Here is a 22,888-nt window from a genome sequence, read left to right on the forward strand (position 1 = left end):
CCGTCTAACCGCCGCCCCTCTCGCGAGACGATAGGGGCTCACTTCAGCTTTTGTGCTAAGCGCCTCGCCAATGAAGTTCCTCGACCAGTGCAAGATCTATCTGCGCAGCGGCAACGGCGGCGGGGGCGCAGTGTCGTTCCGCCGCGAGAAGTTCATCGAGTACGGCGGCCCTGACGGCGGCGACGGCGGCCGCGGCGGCGACGTCTGGATCGAGAGCGTCGAGGGGCTCAACACCCTGATCGACTACCGCTACCAGCAGCACTTCAAGGCCCAGACCGGCGGCCACGGCATGGGCCGCAACCTGCACGGCGCCAAGGGCGAGGATGTGGTGCTGAAGGTGCCGGTCGGCACCCAGGTGCTCGACGAGGACCGCGAGACGGTGCTGCTCGACCTCGACAAGCCGGACATGCGCATCCGCCTGCTGAAGGGCGGCAACGGCGGCTTCGGCAACAACTACTTCAAGGGCCCGATCAACCAGGCCCCGCGCCACGCCAACCCCGGCCAGGAGGGCGAGGAGCGCTGGATCTGGCTGCGCCTCAAGCTGATCGCCGACGTCGGTCTGGTCGGCCTGCCGAACGCCGGCAAGTCGACCTTCCTGGCCGCCGCCAGCGCCGCCAAGCCGAAGATCGCCGACTATCCGTTCACGACCCTGACGCCCAACCTTGGCGTGGTCGACCTGTCGACCAACGAGCGCTTCGTGCTGGCCGACATCCCCGGGCTGATCGAAGGGGCCAGCGAGGGTGCGGGCCTGGGCACCCGCTTCCTCGGCCACGTCGAGCGCACCGCGGTGCTGATCCACCTGGTCGACGCGACCCAGGAGGACGTCGCCGAGGCCTGGCGCACCGTGCGCCATGAGCTCGAAGCCTATGGCGAGGAGCTGGCCGACAAGGTCGAGATCCTGGCGCTGAACAAGATCGACGCGCTGGATCCCGAGACGCTGGACGAGAAGGCCGCCGAACTGGCCGCCGCCGCCGGCGTGCAGCCCCGCCGGGTCTCCGGCGTCGCCGGCATGGGCGTGACCGAGCTGCTGCGCGACGCCTGGGCCCTGGTGCGCGAGCGCCGGGCGCTGGCGGCGCAGGCGGTGGGCGGTGGGGAGCAACCCGGAGAGTGGCGACCGTGAGCAGCACGGGGGGCGCGAACCTGGGCGCCGCGCGGCGCCTGGTCGTCAAGGTCGGCTCGGCGCTGGTGGTCGGCGCCGACGGCCCGGACCGGCACTGGCTGGGAGCCTTCGCCGCCGACCTCGCGCGGGTGCGCGCGCGCGGCCAGCAGGTGCTGGTGGTCTCCTCGGGCGCGGTGGGCCTGGGCCGCCGCCGGCTGGCGCTGCCGAAGAAGCGCGCCCTGACCCTGCCGGAGAAGCAGGCCGCCGCCGCCGCCGGCCAGTCGGCGCTGATGCGCGCCTGGGAAGAGGCTCTGGAGCCGCACGGCATGGCCGCGGCGCAGATCCTGCTGACCCGCGACGACACCGAGGTGCGCCGCCGCTGGCTGAACGCCCGGGCCACCGTCGAGACCCTGCTGCAGCTCGGCGTCATCCCGATCGTCAACGAGAACGACACGGTGGTGACCGAGGAGATCCGCTACGGCGACAACGACCGGCTGGCGGCGCGGGTGGCGCAGATGATCGGCGCCGACGTGCTGGTGCTGCTGTCCGACGTCGACGGCCTCTACACCGCCGACCCGCGCTCCAACCCGGACGCCGAGCACCTGCCGCGGATCAGCCGGCTGACGGCGGAGATCGAGGCGATGGCCGGCGGGGCGAACGCCGCGGCCGGCGTCGGCACCGGCGGCATGACAACCAAGATCGCCGCCGCCCGGATCGCCTCGGCGGCCGGCTGCGCCACGGTGATCACGCTGGGCCAGCGCCCCTCGCCGCTGTGGGCGGTGGAGGACGGCGCGCGCGCCACGGTGATCGAGCCCTCGACGACGCCGGCGGCGGCCTACAAGGCCTGGATCGCCGGCAGCCTGGCGCCCGCCGGCACGCTGACGGTCGACGCCGGCGCCGCCGCGGCGCTGCGGCGCGGCAAGAGCCTGCTGGCCGCCGGCATGACCGGCGTCGCCGGCGAGTTCGACAAGGGCGACGCGGTGCTGGTGCGCGACGAGGCCGGCCACGAGATCGGCCGCGGCATCGTCCGCTACGACGCCGCCGACGCCGCCCGCATCTGCGGCCTGAAGACCGACGCCATCGAAGCCGTGCTCGGCTACACCGAAGGCCCGCTGATCCACGTCGACGACCTGGCGCTCGCCGCCCACGCTGCGGCGTAACCCCTCCCCCGTGTCATCCCGGTTTTCGCGCAGCGAAAGTCCGGGACCCAAGCACACGGCGGACGTGAAAGATCATCGGCAGGGCCGCGGCCACTCGCAGCCGCCGTGTTCTGGGGTCCCGGACAAGCGCTCCGCGCTTTCCGGGATGACAGGGAGGAAGGCGTCGCTACTCCCACCGCTCATCCCGGCGAAGGCCGGGACCCAGATTCGGCCGCAACGGATGGATGACCTGATTGGGCTCCCCTCATGAGCAGCCCTTGGCGCGCGTCATCTGGATCCCGGCCTTCTCGCCGGGATGAGCGGGTGCAAGCGTCGCGCTCTTTCCGCCATCGCTGAGAAAGCCTAGGTAGGCGGCGAACTTGAGGGATTTTCCGACGTGACCAAGGGCGCGACATCGCAGACGACGGGGCCGGCGACGGGCAGGCTCGAGGCGCTGCAGCCGGGCCAGCCGATCGTCTACGGCGGCGACCGGGTGGCCTATGTCGGCCCTGAGCTGGCGGCGGCGTTCAAGGCCGGCGACCGGCTGCTGGTGGCCCCCGACAGCGGCGCCCTGCTGCACGTGCCCGCCGCCGAGCAGGCGATCGCCGAGCGCGCGGTCGGCCGGGCGCGGGAGGCCTTCGCCCGGATGGGCCAGGTCTCGGACGCGGCCATCACCGCCTTCTTCGAAGCCTTCGCCGCCAACCTCGAGGACGACGCCCGCTGGGGCGCGATCGCCCAGGCCAACGCCGCCGACGTCGAGAAGGCCAAGGCCCGCGGCCGCTCGACCACCCGGCTGATCGCCTCCGACGCCATGCGCCGCGACATGATCGCCGGGCTGCGCGCCTGGCGCGACGCCCCGCCCTCGCGCGGCCGGCTGGTCGAGCGGGTCGAGCACCCCGGTTGGAGCGTCGAGCAGGTGACCGCGCCCTTGGGCGTGACCGGCTTTATCTTCGAGGGCCGGCCGAACGTTTTCGCCGACGCCACCGGCGTGCTGCGCGCCGGCAACACCGTGGTCTTCCGCATCGGCTCCGACGCGCTGGGCACCGCCCGCGCCATCGTCCGCGAGGCGCTCGACCCAGCGATCGCGACGGCCGGCCTGCCGGCGGGCGCCGCGGCGCTGGTGGACTCCGCCGCCCACGCCGCCGGCTGGGCGATGTTCGCCGACGCCCGCCTGGCGCTGGCGGTGGCGCGCGGCTCCGGCCCGGCGGTCGCCCAACTCGGCGCCATCGCCCGCCAGGCCGGCATCCCGGTCAGCCTGCACGGCACCGGCGGGGCCTGGATGGTCGCCGACGAGAGCGCCGACGCCGACCGCTTCTTCGCCGCCGTCTACCACTCGCTCGACCGCAAGGTCTGCAACACGCTGAACACCTGCTGCATCGTCGCCAGCCGCGCCGAGGCGCTGATCCCGGTGTTCCTCGACGCGCTGGCCAAGGCCGGCGAGCGCCGCCGCGGCTGGAAGCTGCACGTCGCCGAGGCCGACCTTTCCCGCCTGCCGGCCGCGGTGCGCGCCGCCCGCGGCGAGGTGGTCCGCGCCGAGGGCCCGCGCGAGGAGCCGCGGGTCGAGCCGCTGGCCGACGACCAGCTCGGCCACGAGTGGGAGTGGGAGGAGACCCCGGAGGCCTCGTTGAAGATCGTCGCCGACGCCGCCGAGGCCGCCGCCCTGTTCAACCGCTACAGCCCCCGGTTCGACGTCAGCCTGATCGCCGAGGACGCAGGCGCCCAGGCGCGGTTCTACGAGGCCGTCGACGCGCCGTTCGTAGGCGACGGCTTCACCCGCTGGGTCGACGGCCAGTACGCGCTGAACCGGCCGGAGCTCGGCCTCTCCAACTGGGAGCACGGCCGGCTGTTCGCCCGCGGCGGCGTGCTGGCCGGCGACGGGGTGTTCACCGTGCGCGCCCGGGTGCGCCAGACCGATCCGCACCTCGACCGCGCCGGCGCGCCGACCCCGGGCCGCGACGGTTGAGCCAGAGGCCGCTCGGCGCCGCCGGCCGCGCCCCGCGGCGCGGTCCGGGCGGTCGGCCCGGCGCCCTGCGGCTCGGCTTTGCGCTGAGCCGCGGCCAGCGGGTCGGGCTGTTCGGCGGCTCGTTCAATCCCGCCCACGACGGCCATGCGCACGTCGCCGAGACCGCCCGCACCCGGTTGAAGCTCGACCGGGTGATCTGGCTGGTCTCGCCGCAGAATCCGCTGAAGTCCGCCGCCGACACCGCCAGCCTCGCCGCCCGCCTGGACGGCGCCCGGCGGGTCGCCCGCGGGCCGTCGATGAAGGTCTCCGACGCCGAAACCCGGCTTGGCGTGCAGTACACGATCGACACCGTCCGGGCGCTGAAGGCCCGCCATCCGGGCGTGAAGTTCGTCTGGATCATGGGCGCCGACGGCCTCGCCGGCTTCCACCGCTGGCGCGGCTGGGCCGAGATCCTGCGCGAGATCCCGGTCGCGGTGATCGCCCGGCCGGGGGTCTCGCTGCCGAGCCGGTTCTCGCCGGCCGCGCGCCGCTTCGCCCGTTTCCGCCGCCCGGCCGCCGACGCCGCCGGCCTGCTCGGGGCCGCGCCGCCGGCCTGGGTGTTCCTCACCGCGCCGCTGAACCACGAGTCGTCGACCGATCTTCGGGCACTTGCCCGGCCCGCGGCCTTTTGAACCCTTTGTGATGGCGGGCTGACCGCAGCCCTCCCACATGCTACGGTTCTAAAAGCGAGGACATCAAAGGAGCTACCCCGCTGCAACAAGACGCCGCGCCACGTGCGCATGAAGGTCCGGCCCACATTCCTTCGCGGGAAGCCGAACCTTCGCTAGAGGACCAGGGCCGCATAGACGCTCTGGAAAGCCTGATCCTGGCCAAGCTCGACGACGACAAGGCCCAGGACGTCATCTTCATCGATCTCAAAGGCAAGAGCGCCATGGCCGATGGCCTGGTGGTTGCTTCCGGCCGGTCGCACCGGCACGTCGGCGCCATCGCCGATCACCTGCTGCGGGCGCTGAAAGAGGCCGGTTACGGCCGCTGCCGGGTCGAGGGGCTGCCGTCCTGCGACTGGGTGCTGATCGACACCGGGGACGTCATCGTCCACCTGTTCCGCCCCGAAGTCCGGGCCTTCTACAACATCGAGAAGATCTGGTCGGTCGACTCCGCGCACCGCACCGCGAGCTGATTTCCTCGAGCGGATTCGAGCATTCTCCTCCGATCAGGCGCCAACCTGATCGGGACCAGCTCTGAGGCAGCCGGCCCTTGCGCATCACCATCGTGACGGTGGGCCGGCTCGCGCGCTCGCCCGAGACCGAACTCGTCAAGCTCTACGTCGAGCGTGCGACCAACGCCGGGCGGGCCCTGTCCCTCGGCCCGGTCGAGGTCGTCGAGGTCGAGGCGAAGAAGCCCGGCAAGGCGGCCGAAGCCGACGTCCTGCGCCCGCACCTGGAAGGCTGCCACGTAATCGTCTGCGACGAGCACGGGGCGGCGCGGCCGTCGCGCGCCTTCGCCGCCGAGCTCGCGACCCTGCGCGACCGCGGCGTGCGCAAGCTGGCCTTCGTGATCGGCGGGGCCGACGGGCTCGATCCGGCGCTGATCGCCGCCGCCCAGGGCAAGCTCGCCTTCGGCCCGCAGACCTGGCCGCACGCCCTGGCCCGGGCGATGCTCGCCGAACAGGTCTACCGCGCCGTCTCCATCCTCGCCGGCTCGCCGTATCATCGCGACTGATGCGCCGCGTGCCCGACATTTTGCGGGTGCTGTGGCGGGCACTGCGCGCGCGGCTCGCCCCCTCCACCGTCCGCTCTGCGGCGGACGGTCCCCCTCCCCCGCTTCGCAGGGGAGGAGCGGCGGTCATCGTAGGCATCACACTCGCCGCCGTCTCCGTCGCCGCGCTCGCCCAGGGCGCCGGCCAGCTCACCCGGCTGAACATGCGCGAGACCGAGCTGACCGCCGAGCAGGCGCGCAACATGAGCCAGCTGGCCCAGCTGCTGTCGGTGGTTGAGCAGCTGCGGCGCGACCCGCCGCCGGCGCTGCTGGTCTCGCCGCAGGACGCCCGCGACGCGGCGCGCGCCGCGATCCTGGTCAAGGCGCTGACGCCGGAGCTGCAGACCCGCGCCCGGGCCTACGCCCGCGAGGCCGGCGAGATGATGCGCCAGCGGCGGCTGGCGGCGGTCGCCAACGAGGCCCTGTTCACCCTCGAGAGCCGCCGCGCCGAGGCCGCGCCGGCGCCGGAAGAGACGAGCGCGGCGCTGGACGCGGGCGGCCGCCCTTCGGGCCCGCTGAGCGCGCCGGAGCGGCTGGCGACGCCGGTCACCGGCGAGCTGGTGCGGCGCTTCGGCGACCCCGCCCCCGGCGGCGGCCGCTCCAGCGGCTTGAGCTACGCCACGGTGCGTGGCGCGCGGGTGAGCAGCCCGGCTGCGGGCGTCGTGCAGTACGTCGGCCCGGTGAAGGGCTGGGGCGTCATCTTGATCTTCCGATTGACCGGTGGATACCATCTGGTGCTGGCTGGTCTGGCCCAAGCGACGGTCGCCGTTGGACAATCCGTCGCGCCGGGGCAGCCAGTTGGTTGGATGCCCGATGCTCGACAATCGTCCTCGGAACTCTATCTGGAGATTCGAGAACGGGACGCTCCGGTGAACCCGGGGCGCTGGATGACACAGTAGCCGGCGGAACGACGCGGTTCCGTAGAGCTTAGAGTCTACGCGGTCGCTCCGGCCGCAGAAGGAGCCTTCGGGCGATGAAGAAGTACCTGTTGATCGGCATTTCGGCGTTCGTGCTCGGCGCGGGCTCCATGGCCTATGTCAGCCAGCAGGCCATGGCCTCGGCCGAGCCGCGCGCGAAAACCTACCGCATGCTCGGCCTGTTCGGCGACGTGCTCGACACCGTCGAGCGGCAGTACGTCACCGAGCCGGACGACACCAAGCTGATCCAGGCGGCGATCGACGGAATGCTGACCTCGCTCGATCCGCACTCCGGCTATCTCGACGCCGAAAGCTTCTCGGAGATGCGCGACCAGACGCGCGGCGAGTACGGCGGCCTCGGCATCGAGGTCACCAGCGAGGACGGCGTGGTCAAGGTGATCTCGCCGATGGACGGCACCCCCGCCGCCCAGGCCGGGCTGAAGGCCGGCGACTACATCACCGCGGTGAACGGCGAGAGCGTGCTCGGCCTGTCGGTCAACGACGCGGTCAAGCAGATGCGCGGCAAGCCCGGCGAGGCGGTGACCCTGACCATCGCCCGCGAGAAGTCGGACCCGTTCGACGTCAAGCTGGTGCGCCAGGTGATCAAGCCAAAGTCCGCGACCGCCAAGATGGACGGCGACTACGGCGTGCTGCGCGTCGGCGCCTTCAACGAAAAGACCACCGACGAGGCCGAGGCGGCGTTCGCCGCGCTGCGGGCGAAGAACCCGCAGATGAAGGGGCTGATCCTCGACCTGCGGAACAATCCGGGCGGCCTGCTCGACCAGGCGGTCGGCGTCTCCGACCTGTTCCTGGAAGGCGGCGAGATCGTCAGCCAGCGCGGCCGCGATGCGCGCGACATCGAGCGCTACAACGCCCGCCCGGGCGACATCACCAACGGCCTGCCGATCGTGGTGCTGGTGAACTCGGGCACGGCCTCGGCCGCCGAGATCGTCGCCGGCGCCTTGCAGGACCGCAAGCGCGCCCAGTTGGTCGGCCTGACCAGCTTCGGCAAGGGCTCGGTGCAGACGGTGATCCCGCTGCGCGGCGGCATGGACGGCGCGCTGAAGCTGACCACGGCGCGCTACTACACCCCGTCCGGGCGCTCGATCCAGAAGACCGGCATCACCCCGGACCTGGAGGTCGCCTCGACCCGCGACGAGGCGCAGAGCATCGCCAACAAGGCCTTCCAGTTCTCCGAGGCCTCGTTCCGCAACGCGCTGAACGCCGACGAGGGCAAGGTCCGCGCCGGCGCCCACGCCCCGGCCGAGGAGCCGCCGGAAGGCTTCGACGTGAAGAAGGACTTCCAGCTGACCCGCGCCGCCGACGTGCTGCGCTACGGCTCGGTCGCGGCGACGCCGAAGCTGGCGACGCCGACCGCCAAGATGGCCGAGATCCTCGCCGGCTCGAAGGCCAAGGTCGCCTCGGTCAAGCCGCCAGCGACCGAGAAGTAGTCGGCGCGGCCGCAGCAAACGCAGAAAGGCGGCTGAGCAATCAGCCGCCTTTTTCTTTCCCGTCTTTCCTCCCCTGCGCAGCGGGGGAGGGGGACCACGCGCCGAGCAAAGCGAAGAGCGCGTGGTGGAGGGGGCGAGCCGCCGCGGGACTTCGCCGCATCGAAAGCTGACGGTCAGAAGGCCGCGGCCGCGCCGCGCTCGTGGCTTGCCCCCTCCACCACCCGCTCTGCGGCGGGCGGTCCCCCTCCCCCTCGCAGAGGGGGAGGGGGAAGGCGAAGCGGAGGAGGACTACCGCCGGCCGCCGCCGAGGCTTTCGGCGAGCAGCAGCAGGCTGGCCGCCAGCAGGGCGACGTCGCGCACGAACAGCTGGCCGACCGACAGCGACAGCAGCGGCGCGTGCAGCAGGGTGTGGCCGGCGATCACCCCGGGCGCGGTGAACAGGAAGCTGGCGGTCACCGCGAAGGTCAGCACCGCGCCGGCGGCCCCCACCTTCGCCGGCCAGTCCGCCGGCCGGAACAGGCCGGAGAGCAGGCCGAGGCCGACCGGGACGGCGAGCAGGCCGAACACCGCGCTGGCGCCGCGCGCGCCCCAGAGATTGTAGCACCAGCGCAGCAGCGGGCTGGACCCCGCCAGCGGATGCACCGCATGGGCCTGGTAGGGCGTCAGCAGCTGCAGGCCGAGGCCGACGAAGATCAGCCCGAGGAACAGCCACAAGCCTCCGCGGCCGAGGTCTCCGACGAGGGCGGCGGGGCTGGATCTGGCCACGGGCGGGCTCCTTCAAGGCGCGGCCGGGCGCTGCGCCGCAGGACCTTGGTTGCCACGCCGAATCCCGCGCCGGCAAGCCGCCGCGCCCTCGACCGCGCGGCGATTTGCGTGTCGTCGCTCAGCTGAGCCACCCATCCGCTTACGGGTTTGCCCTGATAGGCGCGCTCAGGGTCCGGCTCTAGCTTCGCTTACGCCTTGACCGCGGCGGCCGATGAAGCGCTGGCGCGCGTGAAATCCTGAGGGAGAGACCTCTCCATGCCCGGCCAGTACGGCGGCGTGCTCGGTCCCATTCTCCGGACCTTTCCGCTGTGGACGATGGGCCTGCTGCTGGTCGTCGCCTGTATGGTCGCCCGCGAAGCCGGGTCGCTGTTCTACGGGTGGCAGAAGGCGCGCCGGCCGGCGACCGAGGAAAGCCGCAAGGGTGACGCCGACGGGCACATCGTCGGGCCGATCTTCGGACTTCTGGCCTTCATCATCGGCCTGTCCTTCTCCATCGGGGAATCCCGCTTCGACGCCCGGCGGAGCTGGGTCGCGGAGGAAGCCACCGCGATCAACACCAGCTACCTTCGCGCAAGCCTGCTGGACGAGCCCTACCGATCTCAGCTTCAGGCGACGCTCCGCGAGTACGCCCACACCCGTATCGTGCCCGGAGGCGAGTGGGACGAGCGGAACGAGGCGCAGCTGGCGCACAGCCTGGCGCTCCGGCAGCGGCTTTGGGACCAGACGCGCGCCGCGATCTACCCGGTGCGGGAGACCGACCTCGCCGCCTACGTTGGCGAGGCGATGAATGAAGTGCTCAGCGTCGGCACCCGCCGCCAGCTCGCCGGACGCTCGCACATTCCGGTCCGCGTTATCGAGGTGCTCGTCCTTTACCTGCTGGTGGCGGCTTGGGTGCTCGGCTACGAGATGGGCGACCAGCCAGGGCTGAAACGACAGGCGACGACCGCGCTGTTCGCGTTGTTTGCGGTCATGCTGATGACCATCATCGACCTCGACCGGCCGCGGACGGGCGCCATCCTGGTGCCCCAGCGGGCGCTAGAGGAACTGGTGGCAACCCTGGATCGGGACGCCCCGCCGCCCCCCGCTGCCGCGCCCACGACGACGGCGCCGTAGCCACGGACCGGCGCTTTGCTGGCCTGTTCACGCCTTGGAAGGTTTTGATTAACCATATCGGTCGAGCCTCCGCGGATGGGGAGGCGCTTAGCGTGGCCATGATTGCGATGTCGCGGGCGTGGACGCCGAGGCTGGACGGCCTGAAGGCGGCGCTGAGCTCCCCCAAGGTCGGCGCGGCCGCCGCCGCAGGCCTGTTCGTCGCCTGCGCCGCCGCCGTGGTCGCCCTGCTCGGTCCACCGTCCGGCAAGCCGGTGCGCGTCAAATTGACCGCGGTGTTCGCCCATGCGCCGGACGACTGGCGCAAGGCGCTGGGCCCGGGAAGCATGACCTGGCTGAGCGAGGACGTGCTGCAGCTGTCGGCGGATGCGTCCGCGGCCGCGGCCGCCAGCGTTCGCGCCGCGCCGTCCGCCGCGCCCGCCGCCGGCGCCCTGCCCCAGGCCCCGATCGCCGGATTCTACGCCCCCGGGCCGGGCGGCCCGCTGCCGATCATCGCCCGCGACGGCCGCACGCCCTATCAGGCTTATGCCCGGCCGTTCACGCCCAACGGGCGGCCGCGGGTGGCGATGATCATCGGCGGCCTGGGCCTCAACGCCCGGGCCACCCAGGCGGCCATCCTGACCCTGCCGCCGGAAGTGACGCTGGCCTTCGTGCCCTACGCTGAGGGGCTGCAGGGCTGGATCGACATGGCCCGGGCGAACGGCCACGAAGTGCTGCTCGAGACGCCGATGGAGCCGCTGGACTATCCGGACAACGACCCCGGGCCCTACACCCTGATGGCCGACGCGCCGGGCCCGGAGACCGCCAAGAAGCTCGAGTGGATCCTGTCGCGGGCGAGCGGCTACTTCGCCCTGACCAACTATCTCGGCTCGCGCTTCCTCACCGACGGCGAGGCCTACGGCAGCTTCATGGGCGCGGTGCGCGGCCGCGGCCTTGGCTTCATCGACGACGGCTCGGCCAGCCGCCAGAGCGGCGGCGGCGCGCCGCGCGCCTCGGCCGAGCGGGTGATCGACGACCAGCTGACCCAGGCGGCGATCGAGGACCAGCTGCTGCGGCTGGAGGCCAGCGCCCTGCAGCACGGCCAGGCGCTGGGCGCCGGCTTCGCCTATCCGGTGACGCTGGACAAGGTCGCCCATTGGGCCCAGAGCGTCGAGCGGAGAGGCTATCAGTTGGCGCCCGCCTCGGCGCTCGCGACCACGAAATGACCGAGCTTTCCGCCTACCGGCCCAATGTGGGCGTGGTGCTGTTCCATCCCGACGGGCGCGTCTGGCTCGGCCGGCGCGCGAACACGCCGGGACCGCACAACTGGCAGTTCCCGCAGGGCGGGGTCGACGCCGGCGAGGACCTCGAGACCGCCGCCCGCCGCGAGCTGACCGAGGAGACCGGTGTGCGCAGCGCCACCTACCTCGGCCGCACCGACGGCTGGATCACCTACGATTTTCCAGAAGGCCACGGCGGACCCAAGGCCTATCGCGGCTGGCGCGGCCAGAAGCAGGTGTGGTTCGCCTTCCGCTTCGACGGCGAGGAGGCGGAGTTCGACCTCCAGGCCTACGGCCATCCGGAGTTCGACGCCTGGCGCTGGGGCTACCTGGACGAGACCCCGGCGCTGATCGTGCCGTTCAAACGGGCGGCCTACGAGCTGGTCGCCCGGGCTTTCGCCAGCTTCGCGGCGCATTCGCCTGCGACGTGACGCGCATACCGCGGCCTGAGGTTCCTTGTTAGGGTCCTGGCGTGCGCCGCTCCAGGCGTTAGTTCGCGCCCGGAGGTCGGCATGAACCCCATTGTCATGGTGCATGGCGCCTTCGTCGGCGGCTGGTCGTTCGAGCGCTTCCGCGCGCCGTTCGAAGCCGCCGGCCACCGGGTGCTGACGCCGGACCTGCGGGGCCATGAAGCCAAGGCCCCGGGCAAGGCGGTGATCGGCCTGTCGATGCGCGACTACGCCGACGACCTCGCCGAGTTCTGCCGCAACCTGGCGGCGCCGCCGATCCTGATCGGCCACTCGATGGGCGGGCTGGTGACGCAGCTGGCGGTCCGGCGGGTGCAGCCGAAGGCGGTCGTCCTGCTGGCCCCCTCGCCCCCCTGGGGCATGGCCGGCTGGAGCGTCGAGGAGGCGATGACCGCGTTCGGCGCGCAGATGGCCAGCCTGATGTCCAACGGCGCCGTCGAGCCGAGCCGCGAGGTCATGCGCGGCTACACCCTCGACCGGATGACCCAGGCCGAAGCCCAGCCGATCCTGGCGCGGCTGCGGCCGGAGAGCGCTCAGGCGCTGCGCGAGACGCTCAACTGGTGGCTCGACCCGTTCATGACCACCAGCGTCGGCTCCGGCCCGCTGCCCGCCCCCAGCCTGGTGATCTCCGGCGAGGCCGATCAGGTGCACCCGGCGACGACCGGCCGCCTGGTCGCCGAGCGCATCGGCGGCGCCTTCCTCAGCTTCCCGAAGATGAGCCACTGGCTGATCGGCGAGCCGGGCTGGGAGCAGGTCGCCCAGGCCGCGCTCGACTTCATCGGCCAAGAGGCCCGCGCCGCGGCCTGAGGCCGCGGCCGGTGGAGCCGGCCGGCTCAGCCGCCCGTGCGTTCCTGGTAGAACAGCATGCCGGTGTCGAAGTTCGGGTTCAGCGGGGTGTCGTCGGGCTTGCGCTGCACCGAGAAGTTCACCGCGCGGGTCGCGCCGCCCGTGACGGACTCCCAGGACTTGCGGATCCGCTTCACCCCGTCGGCGTCGACGTTGACGTAGTTGGCGCCCAGCACCAGCTTCGGCTGCTGCATGAAGGCCCAGACGTTCAGCGCGCTGACGATCGGCTTGTCCTGGCCGACCGCGTAGCGGACCTCGGCCTGGCAGACGTTGGTTTGCGAGTACTGCGGCTGGAAGATGATCGCGTAGCCGCGGCCGCTGGTCAGCGGCATCGTCCAGGTGCCCTCGCGACGGTTCTGCTTTAGGCCGGCGGCCTTGGCCGCGGCGTCGAGCCCCTGGCCGCGCACGGCCGGGACGCAGACCTTCTCCAGCGCCTGCAGCACCTGCGCGCCGTCGCCGCTGGTCGGCAGGCTGGGGGGCGGCTCCGCCGCGGCGGGCGCGGCCGCATCCGCCGGGGCCGGGGCCGGGGCCGGCTGGGCCTCTGCCTGGGCCTGGGCGGCGCTCGCGAGGCCGGCGCTAAGGAGCAGGCCGGCGCCGAAAGTCAGACTGGCGATCGCGGTGCGCATGGAGTCTTCCCCAAATCGAACAACAGGCGGCAATAAAACGGGACCATAGGCCCGGAGGCAAGCACCCAAGCTAAGCCGTACGATGCGGGCGGCGCGCAATACGCAAAAAGGGCCCCTGTCCGGTGCGGACAGGGGCCCTTGATGTGACTGGACCTTGCAGCGCCGCCCAGGGCGGCGCTTGGGGTCTTAGGCGCCCGGCTGGGCCTCGACGGCGTGCTCGGCGAGCACGGTCAGGCCTTCCGGCGTCACGTCGGCGAAGCCGCCGCGGATCTCGAAGGTCCGCACCTTGCCGTCGGCGAAGACCCGCAGCGGGCCTTCCTTGAGCGTCGTCATGAACGGCGCGTGGCCGGCCAGGACGCCGAAGTCGCCTTCGGCGCCGGGCGCGTCCACCTGGTCAACGTCGCCCGCGAAGAGCTCACGCTCCGGCGAGACCAGGGAGAAGTGGAGCTTGTTCGCGGCCATTGTCGATTAGGCTTCCGCAGCCAGCTTTTCGGCCTTGCGGACCGCGTCTTCGATGGTGCCGACGTTGTAGAAGGCCGGCTCCGGCAGGTGGTCGTACTCGCCGTCGCAGAGCGCCTTGAACGAGCGGATCGTGTCCTCGAGGCTGACCAGCACGCCGGGCGTGTTGGTGAACTGTTCGGCCACGTGGAACGGCTGCGACAGGAAGCGTTGGATCTTCCGGGCGCGGGCCACCACCAGCTTGTCCTCTTCCGACAGCTCGTCCATCCCGAGGATGGCGATGATGTCCTTCAGCGCCTTGTACTGCTGCAGGATCTCCTGCACGCGGCGCGCGACGTTGTAGTGCTCTTCGCCGATCACCAGCGGGTCCATGATCCGCGAGGTGGAGTCCAACGGGTCCACGGCCGGGAAGATGGCCTGGGCGGCGATGTCGCGGCTCAGAACGGTCGTCGCGTCCAAGTGGGCGAACGAGGTCGCCGGCGCCGGGTCGGTCAGGTCGTCGGCGGGCACGTAGATGGCCTGCACCGAGGTGATCGAACCCTTGTTGGTCGAGGTGATGCGCTCCTGCAGGTTGCCCATCTCCGTCGCCAGCGTCGGCTGATAGCCCACCGCCGAGGGGATGCGGCCCAGCAGCGCCGACACTTCCGAGCCGGCCTGAGTGAAGCGGAAGATGTTGTCGATGAAGAGCAGCACGTCCTTGCCCTCCTGGTCGCGGAAGTATTCCGCTTGGGCCAGGCCGGTCAGGGCGACGCGGGCGCGGGCGCCCGGGGGCTCGTTCATCTGGCCGTAGACCAGGGTGCACTTCGAGCCTTCGGTCGAACCGTTGTTCGCCTTCGGATCGACGTTCACGTTGGACTCGATCATCTCGTGGTAGAGGTCGTTCCCTTCACGGGTCCGCTCGCCCACGCCGGCCAGCACGGAGTAACCGCCGTAGGCCTTGGCGATGTTGTTGATCAGCTCCTGCATCGTCACGGTCTTGCCGACGCCGGCGCCGCCGAACAGGCCGACCTTGCCGCCCTTGGTGTAGGGGCAGAGCAGGTCGATGACCTTAATGCCGGTGACCAGCACTTCCGAGGACGTGGACTGTTCAGCGAAGGACGGGGCCTCGCGGTGGATCGGGCTTTGGAACGCCGAGGAGATCGGACCGGCTTCGTCGATCGGCTCGCCGATGACGTTCATGATGCGGCCGAGGGTCGCCGGGCCGACCGGAACGGTGATCGGCTTGCCGGTGTCGGCCACCGGCTGACCACGGGTCAGGCCTTCGGTGGTGTCCATGGCGATGGCGCGGACGGTGTTCTCGCCGAGGTGCTGGGCGACTTCCAGCACCAGGCGGAACGGCAGGCCGGTCCGCTGGTCGGTGTTGGTGGTCTCGAGCGCGTTCTGGATCGCCGGCAGGTGGCCTTCGAACTCCACGTCCACGACGGCGCCGATGATCTGCACCAGGCGGCCGGTGGCCACGCCTTGGGCGATCGGAGCTTCGGGAGCGGCAGACTTCTTGGCCGGCGCGCGACGAGCGGGCTTCTTGACGGAGGCTTCGGACATAACGGTCTCTTTCGGTCTTTAGATCGCTTCGGCGCCGGAGATGATCTCGATCAGCTCCTTGGTGATCTGCGCCTGGCGTGCACGGTTCATCTGCAGGGTGAGGCTGGCGATCATGTCGCCGGCGTTTCGCGTGGCGTTGTCCATCGCCGTCATCTGGGCGGCGAAGAAGCCCGCCTGGTTCTCCAGCATCGCGGAGAAGACCTGGGTGGTCAGGTTCCGCGGCAGCAGAGCTTCCAGGATGCCGGCCTCGTCCGGCTCGTATTCATACGAAGCGCCCTTCAGGTCGACCACGGGGGCGCCCGCCTGCACCTCGGCCGGGATCAGCTGCTTGGTCGTCGGCACCTGGCTGATCACCGACGCGAAGCGGCTGTAGACCAGGGTGACCACGTCCACCTCGCCGGCGTCGAACAGCTCGCGGATCTTCGCCGCGATCTCTTCCGCACGCTCCAGCGACGGATTGCCGCCCGCCTCGAACTCGCCGACCGACAGATTGCCGTAGAGCCGGCGCAGCTGATCGCGGGACTTGCGGCCGACGGTCAGGACGCGGACGTCCTTGCCCTCGTTCAGCAGGCTCTGAATCCGCTCGCGCGCGGCGCGGACGATCGACGAGTTGAACCCGCCCGCGAGGCCGCGGTCGGAGGTCGCCACCACCACCAGGTGGCGCCGGTCGGAACCGGTGCCCACCAGCAGTCGCGGCGCGCCGTCGCCGGACACTCCCGATGCGAGGTTGGCGATGACCGCGGCCATGCGCTGGGCGTAAGGACGGGCGTTTTGCGCCGCGTCCTGCGCCCGGCGCAGCTTGGCCGCCGCCACCATCTGCATCGCTTTCGTGATCTTCTGCGTGGCTTTCACGCTTCCGATCCGATTGCGCATCTCCTTGAGGCTGGCCATCCCCTAAGATCTTTCCCTGGGCGCCAGGCTTAAGCGAAGTTCTGGGCGAAGGCGGCGAGCACCGACTTCAGCTGATCTTCGACCGGGCCCAGATCCTTCTTGGTCCGGATGGTGTCCAGGATGCCCTGGTGCTGAGCGTGCATGTGCGACAGCAGCTCGGCCTCGAAGCGGCCGACGTCGGCGGTCGGCACCTTGTCGAGGTAGCCGCGGGTGCCGGCGTAGACCGACACGACCTGCTCTTCCACCGCGAGCGGCGCGTATTGCGGCTGCTTCAGCAGCTCGGTCAGGCGCTCGCCGCGCGCCAGCATGCGCTGGGTGGCGACGTCGAGGTCGGAGCCGAACTTCGCGAAGGCGGCCATTTCCCGGTACTGGGCGAGCTCGCCCTTGATCGGGCCGGCGGCGGCCTTCATCGCCTTGATCTGGGCCGAGGAGCCCACGCGGCTGACGCTGATGCCGACGTTCACCGCCGGACGGATGCCCTGGAAGAACAGGTCCGTCTCGAGGAAGATCTGGCCATCGGTGATCGAGATCACGTTGGTCGGGATGTAGGCCGACACGTCGTTGGCCTGGGTTTCGATGATCGGCAGCGCGGTCAGCGAGCCCGAGCCGTTGTCGGCGTTCAGCTTCGCGGCGCGTTCCAGCAGGCGGCTATGCAGGTAGAAGACGTCGCCCGGGTAGGCTTCGCGGCCCGGCGGACGGCGCAGCAGCAGCGACATCTGGCGGTAGGCGACGGCCTGCTTGGAAAGGTCGTCATAGATGATCACGGCGTGCATGCCGTTGTCGCGGAACCACTCGCCCATCGCACAACCCGCGAACGGGGCGAGGAACTGCAGCGGGGCCGGCTCGGAGGCGGTCGCCGAGACGATGATCGTGTAGTCCAGGGCGCCGCGCTCTTCGAGCGTCTTGACGATCTGGGCGACGGTCGAACGCTTTTGGCCGATGGCGACGTAGATGCAGTAGAGCTTGGCGCTCTCGTCATCGCCGGCGTTGATCGACTTCTGGTTCAGGATGGTGTCGATCGCGACCGCGGTCTTGCCGGTCTGACGGTCGCCGATGATCAGCTCGCGCTGGCCGCGGCCGACCGGGATCAGGGTGTCGATCGCCTTCAGGCCGGTCTGCACCGGCTCGTGCACCGACTTCCGCGGGATGATGCCCGGAGCCTTGACGTCGACCCGGCGGCGCTCGGCCACGTTGGTCAGCGGACCCTTGCCGTCGATCGGCTCGCCGAGCGGGTTGACCACCCGGCCCAGCAGACCCTTGCCGACCGGCACGTCGACGATTTCGCTCAGGCGGCGGACTTCGTCGCCTTCGCTGATCGCCCGGTCTTCACCGAAGATCACGACGCCGACGTTGTCGCGCTCGAGGTTCAGGGCCATGCCCTTCACGCCGGCGGAGGGGAACTCCACCATTTCACCGGCCTGGACGTTGTCGAGACCGTAGACGCGGGCGATGCCGTCGCCGACGGACAGCACCGAACCGACGTCCGAGACGTCGGCTTCCTCGCCGAAATTGGCGATCTGGGATTTCAGGATGGCCGAAATTTCGGCGGCGCGGATGTCCATCTTCTTACGCTCTCTTCAGGGCGAACTTCAGGGAATCGAGCTTCGAACGAAGCGAAGCGTCGAACAGTCGGGAGCCAACCCGCACCTTGATGCCGCCGAGGATGGCGGGATCGACGCGGGTTTCGATCTGAGGGTCCTTGCCGAGCGCCTGGCGCAGGGCCTGGGCGACGCCCTTGGCCTGGGCGGCGCTCAGCGGCAGGGCGGTGGTCACCTGGGCCTGGACCTCGCCGCGGGCGTCGGCGGCGAGCCGCTCGAAGCCGGCGATCACGGCCGACAGCGCCGAGGCGCGGCCGTTGGCGGCCAGCAGGCCGAGGAATTTCTTGGTCGTCGCGGCGAAGCGGGCCTTGTCCGCGATCGCCGCCAGGCCCTTGCCTTTGGCCTCGGAGCCGAACGTCGGCGACTCCAGAAGCACGCGCAGGTCGCGACTGTCGGCGATCGCCGCCTTCAGCGACTTCAGGTCGGCTTCGACCTTAGCCACTTCATTCTGGTCTTTCGCGAGGTCGAAGAGGGCCTGGGCATACCTGGCGCCGACATTCGAAGTCTGGGAATCGTCCGCCACTTATTTGTCCGTCCGGTGCGCATCGAGGCCGCAGCGAAGATATTTTCCGCTACAGCCCTAACTGCTTGGAAACGCTTGGAAAAGCAGAGTAGGCGCAAAGACCCGAAAGGCCCCTGTCCCACAGCCGCGCGCCTGATAGCACGCAGATTTCGGCGTCGCAACCAAACCCCGCCGCGCGCGGCGTCGCAGGGGCCGTTTCGCGCGCCTTTCCGACGAACCGCCCTCAAAGCGTCAAAGAGACAGAACGCGCGCTCGCGCGCGAGGCCGGGAGTGCGCTGCAGCGTCCCACCCCGGGCATTCACCGCTCGTCCATGTTGTTGCGGCTAGGAGCGCGGTGCTAAGGGAGCCGCCGGGACGGGCGGCTATCACAGGACGAGTCATGGCCAATGCGCAGTCGTCAGGATCGGGCGGTCGCGAGCCGCGCGAGCCGCGCGGCCAGCGACGCTCCCCCCTGCAGGCGATCCTCTACTGGAGCCTGGTGCTGGGCGTCTGGGGGCTGATCTTCGTGGTCGCCTTCTTCGCGGTGTTCGCCGTCGACCTGCCGGACACCTCGAAGCTGTACGACGTCAAGCGCCAGCCCTCGATCACCTACCTCGACCATTCGCAGGCGGCGATCGCCGTGCGCGGCAGCCAGTACGCGCCGCCGGTCGATCTGGACCGGCTGCCGCGCTACGTGCCGAAGGCGTTCATCGCCATCGAGGACCGCTGGTACTACTGGCACTTCGGGTTCAACCCGTGGGGCATCGCGCGCAGCACCTTCTATAACGTGACGCACGACGGCGGCCCGCTGCGCGGCGGCTCGACGATCACCCAGCAGCTGGCGCGCAACCTGTTCCTGACGCCGAAGCAAAACTACCGGCGCAAGGCCCAGGAGCTGATCCTGGCGGTCTGGCTGGAGGCGCGCTTCTCGAAGAAGCAGATCCTCGAGCTCTACCTGAACCGGGTCTATTTCGGCGCCGGGGCCTACGGCATCGAGGCGGCGGCGCAGCGCTATTTCAATAAGCCCGCCGCGCAGCTGACGATCGGCGAGTCGGCGATCCTCGCCGGGATGATGAAGGGGCCGTCGCGCTATTCGCCGGTCGCGGCCACGGACCGCTCGAGCCGGCGCGCGACCACCGTGCTCGACGAGATGGTGCGCATCCGCGCGATCACCCCGGAGCAGCGCGACGAGGCGCTGCGCACGCCGGTGACGGTCAATCCGGTGCTCGCCAACCAGCGGGCGCAGTATTTCGTCGACTGGGTGGACGACCAGGTCCGCGCTTTGGTCGGCGAGCCGACCGAGGACCTGGTGGTCGACACCACCCTGGACCTGCCGCTGCAGGCCAACGCCGAGCAGTCGCTGCAGGACGGCGTCGCCGCCGGCAAGGGCCAGGGCGTGCAGCAGGGCGCGCTGGTGGCGCTCGACGGACAGGGCCGGGTGCGCGCCTACGTCGGCGGGACCAGCTATCTGCAGACCCAGTTCGACCGCGCGACGATGGCGAGGCGTCAGGCCGGCTCGGCCTTCAAGCCGTTCGTCTACCTGACCGCCATGGAGGCCGGCCGCACCCCGCAGACCCCGGTGATCGACGAGCCGGTGACCATCGGCGCCTGGCAGCCGCGCAACTACACCGGCAAGTACCTCGGGCCGATCACCCTGGAGACCGCGCTGAAGGAGTCGGTCAACACCGTCGCCGCGCGGCTGGCGAGCGAGGTCGGCACCTCGAACGTCGCCTCGACCGCACGGCGGCTGGGGATCACCTCGGCGATCCAGCTCGACCCGTCGATGGCGCTGGGCGCGGTGGAGGTCAGCCCGCTGGAGATGGCCCAGGCCTACGCCCCGCTGTCCAACGGCGGCTACTACGCCAAGGCCTACGGCATCGAGCGGATCCGCACCGCCAGCGGCCAGGTGCTGTACGACCGCAGCGTCGCCCAGCCCGAACGGCGCGCGGTGATCGCCCAGCCGGCGCTGGCCTACATGAACCAGATGATGCGCCAGGTGCTGGTCTCCGGCACCGGGGCGCGGGCGCTGGTGCCGGGCTTCGACGAGGCCGGCAAGACCGGCACCACCAGCGACTACCGCGACGCCTGGTTCGTCGGCTACACCGGCGGCTTCGTCACCGCCGTCTGGGTCGGCCGCGACGACAACACGCCGATGAAGAAGGTCACCGGCGGCGGCGCGCCGGCCGGCATCTGGCACACCTTCATGACCTCGGCCCTGCGCCGGGTGCAGGCCGCGCCGATCCCCGGCAGCGAGCTGCCGATGCCCGAGATCGTCCCTGGCGAAGACCCGATCGGCGACATGCTGAGCGGCGAAGTCGCCCTGACGCATCCGCCGGAACCGGTGTTCGAACCGGCCCCACAGGATCCCAACCTACCGCCGTTCTGAGGCCGCGGAGCGGGGCTAATCAAAGCCCCGCTCATCCCCGCGAAAGCGGGGATGAGCGGATTGGGGGTTATCCCCGCCCGAAGGCGTGCAGCCGGGCGCCTTCCGCGCGCAGCCAGTCGCGGTGCGGCTGGTGGTCGCCGACCAGCCGCTTCACATGCGCCCAGAACTTCGGGCCGTGGTTCAGCTCCAGCAGGTGGGCGCACTCGTGGGCGGCGACGTAGTCGGCGACGGCGAACGGCGCCAGCGCGAGGCGCCACGAATAGCGGATCGAGCCCGGGTGGCCGGGACGGCCCGGGCGGCAGGAGCCCCAGCGGCCCTTGGCGTCGGCCACCGCCACCTTCGGCATCGGCGCGCCGAGCAGGGCGGCGTAATGCGCGGTGCGCTCGGTCAGCAGCTCCAGCGCGCGCTTCTTCAACACCAGAGTCACGGCGCGGGCGTAGCCCTCGCCCTCGCCCATCGCCGCGATGCGGGCGGGATAGTGTTCGGTGGCGGCGAGCCAGCGGGCGCGGCCGGTCCCGGCCTCCAGCCGCACCGTCTCGCCGAACACCAGCAGGGTCACCCCGGGCCGCAGCGGCGCCGCCTCGGGCAGCTCGGCGATGCGCTCGGCGATCCAGCTGGCGCGCTCGCGGGCGAAGGCGGCGGCCTCGCCCAGCCGGCGCGCGGAGGGCGCGGTGGCGACGATCTCGCCGCGCACTCGGTCGAGCCGCAGCGAAACCCGTCGGGCGCGGCGGTGAACCTTGAGGGTGACCACGGCGCCGGCCACGCTCAGCCGGTCGCCGTCGGCGAAGGCGCGACCGAACGGACTCATCGTCCGTGAATCTAAGCGCTCCGGCGCTGCTTGTCGAAGGCCGGCTGGGTGCGACCGATGAACGCCCGCACGCGCGGATAGATCTCCTCGCGGAACCGCCGGCCGTTGAACACCCCGTAGTGGCCGACGTGCGGCTGGACGTAGTCTTCCTTCAGCTCCTCGGGCAGGCCGGCGCAGAGCGCGTGGGCCGCCTGGGTCTGGCCGATACCGGAAATGTCGTCGTTCTCGCCCTCGACGGTGAGCAGGCCGATGTCGCGGATCAGCTCCGGCCGCACCAGCCGGCCGCGGTGCTCGAGCTCGCCCTTCGGCAGCAGGTAGCGCTGGAACACCTGGTCGATGGTCTGGAGATAGAACTCCTCGGTGAGGTCCAGCACCGAGAGATACTCGTCATAGAAATCCAGGTGCTTGTCGGCGGAGTCGCCGTCGCCGCGCATCAGGTGCTGCAGATACTGCAGGTGCGCTTCCTGGTGCCGCTCCAGGTTCATCGACATGAAGGCGGCCAGCTGGACGAAGCCCGGATAGACCCGCCGCCCGACGCCCGCATAGGGGGCCGGCACGGTGTAGATCACGTTGGATTCGAACCAGGCGAACGGCTTCTCCTCGGCCAGCTTGTTGGTCACTGTCGGCGAGAGCCGCGCGTCGATCGGCGAGCCCATGAAGGTCATCGAAGCCGGGCGGCTCGGCTCGGCGTCTTCGGCCATCAGCGCGGCGGCCGCCAGGGTCGGCGGGCCGGGCTGGCAGACGGCGACGACGTGCGGCCTGGGCCCGATCGCCCGCAGCATCTGGCGGATGTGGTCGATGTAGTCGTGCAGGTCGAAGCGGCCCTCGACGATCGGCACGTTGCGGGCGTTCTCCCAGTCGGTGACGTAGACCTCGTGGTCCTGCAGGAAGGTCTGCACCGTGCCGCGCAGCAGGGTGGCGTAGTGGCCCGACAGCGGCGCGACGATCAGCACCGCCGGCTCCGGCTCGCTGCGGCCGGCCTGGCGCAGGTCGTCGGGATCGCGGGCGAAATGCTTCAGCTTCACCCAGGGCGTGCTCCACGCCGTCTCCTCGCTCACCCGCACCGGCTTGCCGTCGATCTGCACCTCGTGGATCCCCCACGCGGGGCGGCCGTAGCGGCGGGTGAGGTTCACAAAGAGATCGGCCCCGGCGTAGATCCGCCGCGCCGCCTCGCTGTCGCGGGCGGGATTGAGCGGCGAACTCCAGAAATCCCGCGCGGCCAGCGCGGCGGCGCGCAGCGGAGCGGCGGCGTAGAAGCCAGCTTCATACAGCGAATAAAGCATGCGACGACCCTTGTGCGCT

At 70.9% G+C, this 22,888-nt stretch carries 22 protein-coding genes; 13 read left to right on the top strand and 9 right to left on the bottom strand.

Annotated features, from left to right (window positions below):
• Window positions 1-70 precede the first annotated feature (70 nt).
• From obgE to ACSQ14_RS17520, 8 genes are all read left to right on the top strand, one after another.
• A complete protein-coding gene (obgE, locus tag ACSQ14_RS17485) occupies window positions 71-1,120 on the top strand; it encodes a GTPase ObgE (protein ID WP_436015071.1) in 1,050 nt (349 codons plus the stop codon).
• Window positions 1,117-2,259 (top strand): glutamate 5-kinase, encoded by a 1,143-nt coding sequence (gene proB / locus ACSQ14_RS17490; protein ID WP_436015073.1) that lies wholly within the window; start codon window positions 1,117-1,119, stop codon window positions 2,257-2,259. The genes obgE and proB overlap by 4 nt, the downstream gene beginning before the upstream one ends.
• Window positions 2,260-2,635: 376 nt before the next feature.
• Window positions 2,636-4,201 carry an aldehyde dehydrogenase family protein gene (locus tag ACSQ14_RS17495; RefSeq protein ID WP_436015075.1) on the top strand — a complete coding sequence of 522 codons (1,566 nt, stop codon included), beginning with the start codon at window positions 2,636-2,638 and terminating at the stop codon, window positions 4,199-4,201.
• Window positions 4,198-4,872 (top strand): nicotinate-nucleotide adenylyltransferase, encoded by a 675-nt coding sequence (locus ACSQ14_RS17500; RefSeq protein WP_436015077.1) that lies wholly within the window; start codon window positions 4,198-4,200, stop codon window positions 4,870-4,872. Before ACSQ14_RS17495 ends, ACSQ14_RS17500 begins: the two co-directional genes overlap by 4 nt.
• 125 nt (window positions 4,873-4,997) lie before the next feature.
• Entirely contained in the window at window positions 4,998-5,381 is a 384-nt protein-coding gene (gene rsfS / locus ACSQ14_RS17505; protein ID WP_436015464.1) for a ribosome silencing factor, read from the top strand.
• Window positions 5,382-5,458: 77 nt separating this feature from the next.
• Window positions 5,459-5,923, top strand: coding sequence for a 23S rRNA (pseudouridine(1915)-N(3))-methyltransferase RlmH (gene rlmH, locus ACSQ14_RS17510; RefSeq protein ID WP_436015079.1), 465 nt, complete (start codon window positions 5,459-5,461; stop codon window positions 5,921-5,923).
• A gap of 8 nt (window positions 5,924-5,931) precedes the next feature.
• A complete protein-coding gene (locus tag ACSQ14_RS17515; RefSeq protein WP_436015081.1) occupies window positions 5,932-6,858 on the top strand; it encodes a murein hydrolase activator EnvC family protein in 927 nt (308 codons plus the stop codon).
• Window positions 6,859-6,932: 74 nt separating this feature from the next.
• Window positions 6,933-8,327: a S41 family peptidase gene (locus tag ACSQ14_RS17520; protein WP_436015083.1), complete on the top strand. Its 1,395-nt coding sequence runs from the start codon at window positions 6,933-6,935 to the stop codon at window positions 8,325-8,327.
• 288 nt (window positions 8,328-8,615) lie between these two features.
• Here ACSQ14_RS17520 and ACSQ14_RS17525 read toward each other — a convergent pair whose 3' ends face one another.
• A complete protein-coding gene (locus ACSQ14_RS17525; RefSeq protein WP_436015085.1) occupies window positions 8,616-9,092 on the bottom strand; it encodes a DUF417 family protein in 477 nt (158 codons plus the stop codon).
• A gap of 255 nt (window positions 9,093-9,347) precedes the next feature.
• Between ACSQ14_RS17525 and ACSQ14_RS17530 the strand changes: the two genes are divergently transcribed.
• From ACSQ14_RS17530 to ACSQ14_RS17545, 4 genes are all read left to right on the top strand, one after another.
• A complete protein-coding gene (locus ACSQ14_RS17530) occupies window positions 9,348-10,205 on the top strand; it encodes a hypothetical protein (protein ID WP_436015087.1) in 858 nt (285 codons plus the stop codon).
• Window positions 10,206-10,303: 98 nt separating this feature from the next.
• On the top strand, window positions 10,304-11,407 hold the full coding sequence (locus ACSQ14_RS17535; protein WP_436015466.1) for a divergent polysaccharide deacetylase family protein: 1,104 nt from the start codon (window positions 10,304-10,306) through the stop codon (window positions 11,405-11,407).
• Window positions 11,404-11,892, top strand: coding sequence for an RNA pyrophosphohydrolase (locus ACSQ14_RS17540; RefSeq protein WP_436015089.1), 489 nt, complete (start codon window positions 11,404-11,406; stop codon window positions 11,890-11,892). The genes ACSQ14_RS17535 and ACSQ14_RS17540 overlap by 4 nt, the downstream gene beginning before the upstream one ends.
• A gap of 81 nt (window positions 11,893-11,973) precedes the next feature.
• Entirely contained in the window at window positions 11,974-12,735 is a 762-nt protein-coding gene (locus tag ACSQ14_RS17545) for an alpha/beta hydrolase (RefSeq protein ID WP_436015091.1), read from the top strand.
• 26 nt (window positions 12,736-12,761) lie between these two features.
• Here ACSQ14_RS17545 and ACSQ14_RS17550 read toward each other — a convergent pair whose 3' ends face one another.
• From ACSQ14_RS17550 to ACSQ14_RS17575, 6 genes are all read right to left on the bottom strand, one after another.
• The gene (locus ACSQ14_RS17550; RefSeq protein ID WP_436015093.1) at window positions 12,762-13,400 is read right to left on the bottom strand and encodes a hypothetical protein; all 639 of its coding nucleotides are present in this window, start codon (window positions 13,398-13,400) and stop codon (window positions 12,762-12,764) included.
• 186 nt (window positions 13,401-13,586) lie between these two features.
• Complete coding sequence (locus ACSQ14_RS17555; RefSeq protein WP_436015095.1) at window positions 13,587-13,862, bottom strand: ATP synthase F1 subunit epsilon; 276 nt, start codon at window positions 13,860-13,862, stop codon at window positions 13,587-13,589.
• A 6-nt stretch (window positions 13,863-13,868) separates the two neighbouring features.
• Window positions 13,869-15,401, bottom strand: coding sequence for a F0F1 ATP synthase subunit beta (gene atpD, locus ACSQ14_RS17560; RefSeq protein ID WP_436015097.1), 1,533 nt, complete (start codon window positions 15,399-15,401; stop codon window positions 13,869-13,871).
• A gap of 18 nt (window positions 15,402-15,419) precedes the next feature.
• Entirely contained in the window at window positions 15,420-16,292 is an 873-nt protein-coding gene (locus ACSQ14_RS17565; RefSeq protein ID WP_436015098.1) for a F0F1 ATP synthase subunit gamma, read from the bottom strand.
• A gap of 29 nt (window positions 16,293-16,321) precedes the next feature.
• A complete protein-coding gene (atpA, locus tag ACSQ14_RS17570) occupies window positions 16,322-17,854 on the bottom strand; it encodes a F0F1 ATP synthase subunit alpha (RefSeq protein ID WP_436015100.1) in 1,533 nt (510 codons plus the stop codon).
• 4 nt (window positions 17,855-17,858) lie between these two features.
• Window positions 17,859-18,413 (bottom strand): F0F1 ATP synthase subunit delta, encoded by a 555-nt coding sequence (locus ACSQ14_RS17575; RefSeq protein ID WP_436015102.1) that lies wholly within the window; start codon window positions 18,411-18,413, stop codon window positions 17,859-17,861.
• Between the two features lie 379 nt (window positions 18,414-18,792).
• Between ACSQ14_RS17575 and ACSQ14_RS17580 the strand changes: the two genes are divergently transcribed.
• Window positions 18,793-20,778, top strand: coding sequence for a transglycosylase domain-containing protein (locus ACSQ14_RS17580; protein ID WP_436015104.1), 1,986 nt, complete (start codon window positions 18,793-18,795; stop codon window positions 20,776-20,778).
• Window positions 20,779-20,845: 67 nt separating this feature from the next.
• On the opposite strand, the gene ACSQ14_RS17585 is transcribed toward ACSQ14_RS17580, so the two are convergent.
• Window positions 20,846-21,586 (bottom strand): M48 family metallopeptidase, encoded by a 741-nt coding sequence (locus ACSQ14_RS17585; protein ID WP_436015106.1) that lies wholly within the window; start codon window positions 21,584-21,586, stop codon window positions 20,846-20,848.
• 11 nt (window positions 21,587-21,597) lie between these two features.
• Entirely contained in the window at window positions 21,598-22,869 is a 1,272-nt protein-coding gene (locus ACSQ14_RS17590) for a polyhydroxyalkanoate depolymerase (RefSeq protein ID WP_436015108.1), read from the bottom strand.
• Window positions 22,870-22,888: the final 19 nt, after the last annotated feature.

Source organism: Phenylobacterium sp. LjRoot219 (genome assembly GCF_964252995.1).
Taxonomy (GTDB): Bacteria; Pseudomonadota; Alphaproteobacteria; order Caulobacterales; family Caulobacteraceae; genus Phenylobacterium.

Bases quoted from the DNA above. Each gene is read 5' to 3' on its own strand.
- atpA (WP_436015100.1), bottom strand. From the start codon at position 17,854: ATGGACATCCGCGCCGCCGAAATTTCGGCCATCCTGAAATCCCAGATC.
- ACSQ14_RS17585 (WP_436015106.1), bottom strand. From the start codon at position 21,586: ATGAGTCCGTTCGGTCGCGCCTTCGCCGACGGCGACCGGCTGAGCGTG.
- ACSQ14_RS17550 (WP_436015093.1), bottom strand. From the start codon at position 13,400: ATGCGCACCGCGATCGCCAGTCTGACTTTCGGCGCCGGCCTGCTCCTT.
- obgE (WP_436015071.1), top strand. From the start codon at position 71: ATGAAGTTCCTCGACCAGTGCAAGATCTATCTGCGCAGCGGCAACGGC.
- ACSQ14_RS17555 (WP_436015095.1), bottom strand. From the start codon at position 13,862: ATGGCCGCGAACAAGCTCCACTTCTCCCTGGTCTCGCCGGAGCGTGAG.
- ACSQ14_RS17580 (WP_436015104.1), top strand. From the start codon at position 18,793: ATGGCCAATGCGCAGTCGTCAGGATCGGGCGGTCGCGAGCCGCGCGAG.
- ACSQ14_RS17535 (WP_436015466.1), top strand. From the start codon at position 10,304: ATGATTGCGATGTCGCGGGCGTGGACGCCGAGGCTGGACGGCCTGAAG.
- ACSQ14_RS17565 (WP_436015098.1), bottom strand. From the start codon at position 16,292: ATGGCCAGCCTCAAGGAGATGCGCAATCGGATCGGAAGCGTGAAAGCC.
- ACSQ14_RS17540 (WP_436015089.1), top strand. From the start codon at position 11,404: ATGACCGAGCTTTCCGCCTACCGGCCCAATGTGGGCGTGGTGCTGTTC.
- ACSQ14_RS17545 (WP_436015091.1), top strand. From the start codon at position 11,974: ATGAACCCCATTGTCATGGTGCATGGCGCCTTCGTCGGCGGCTGGTCG.
- ACSQ14_RS17590 (WP_436015108.1), bottom strand. From the start codon at position 22,869: ATGCTTTATTCGCTGTATGAAGCTGGCTTCTACGCCGCCGCTCCGCTG.
- ACSQ14_RS17530 (WP_436015087.1), top strand. From the start codon at position 9,348: ATGCCCGGCCAGTACGGCGGCGTGCTCGGTCCCATTCTCCGGACCTTT.
- atpD (WP_436015097.1), bottom strand. From the start codon at position 15,401: ATGTCCGAAGCCTCCGTCAAGAAGCCCGCTCGTCGCGCGCCGGCCAAG.
- ACSQ14_RS17520 (WP_436015083.1), top strand. From the start codon at position 6,933: ATGAAGAAGTACCTGTTGATCGGCATTTCGGCGTTCGTGCTCGGCGCG.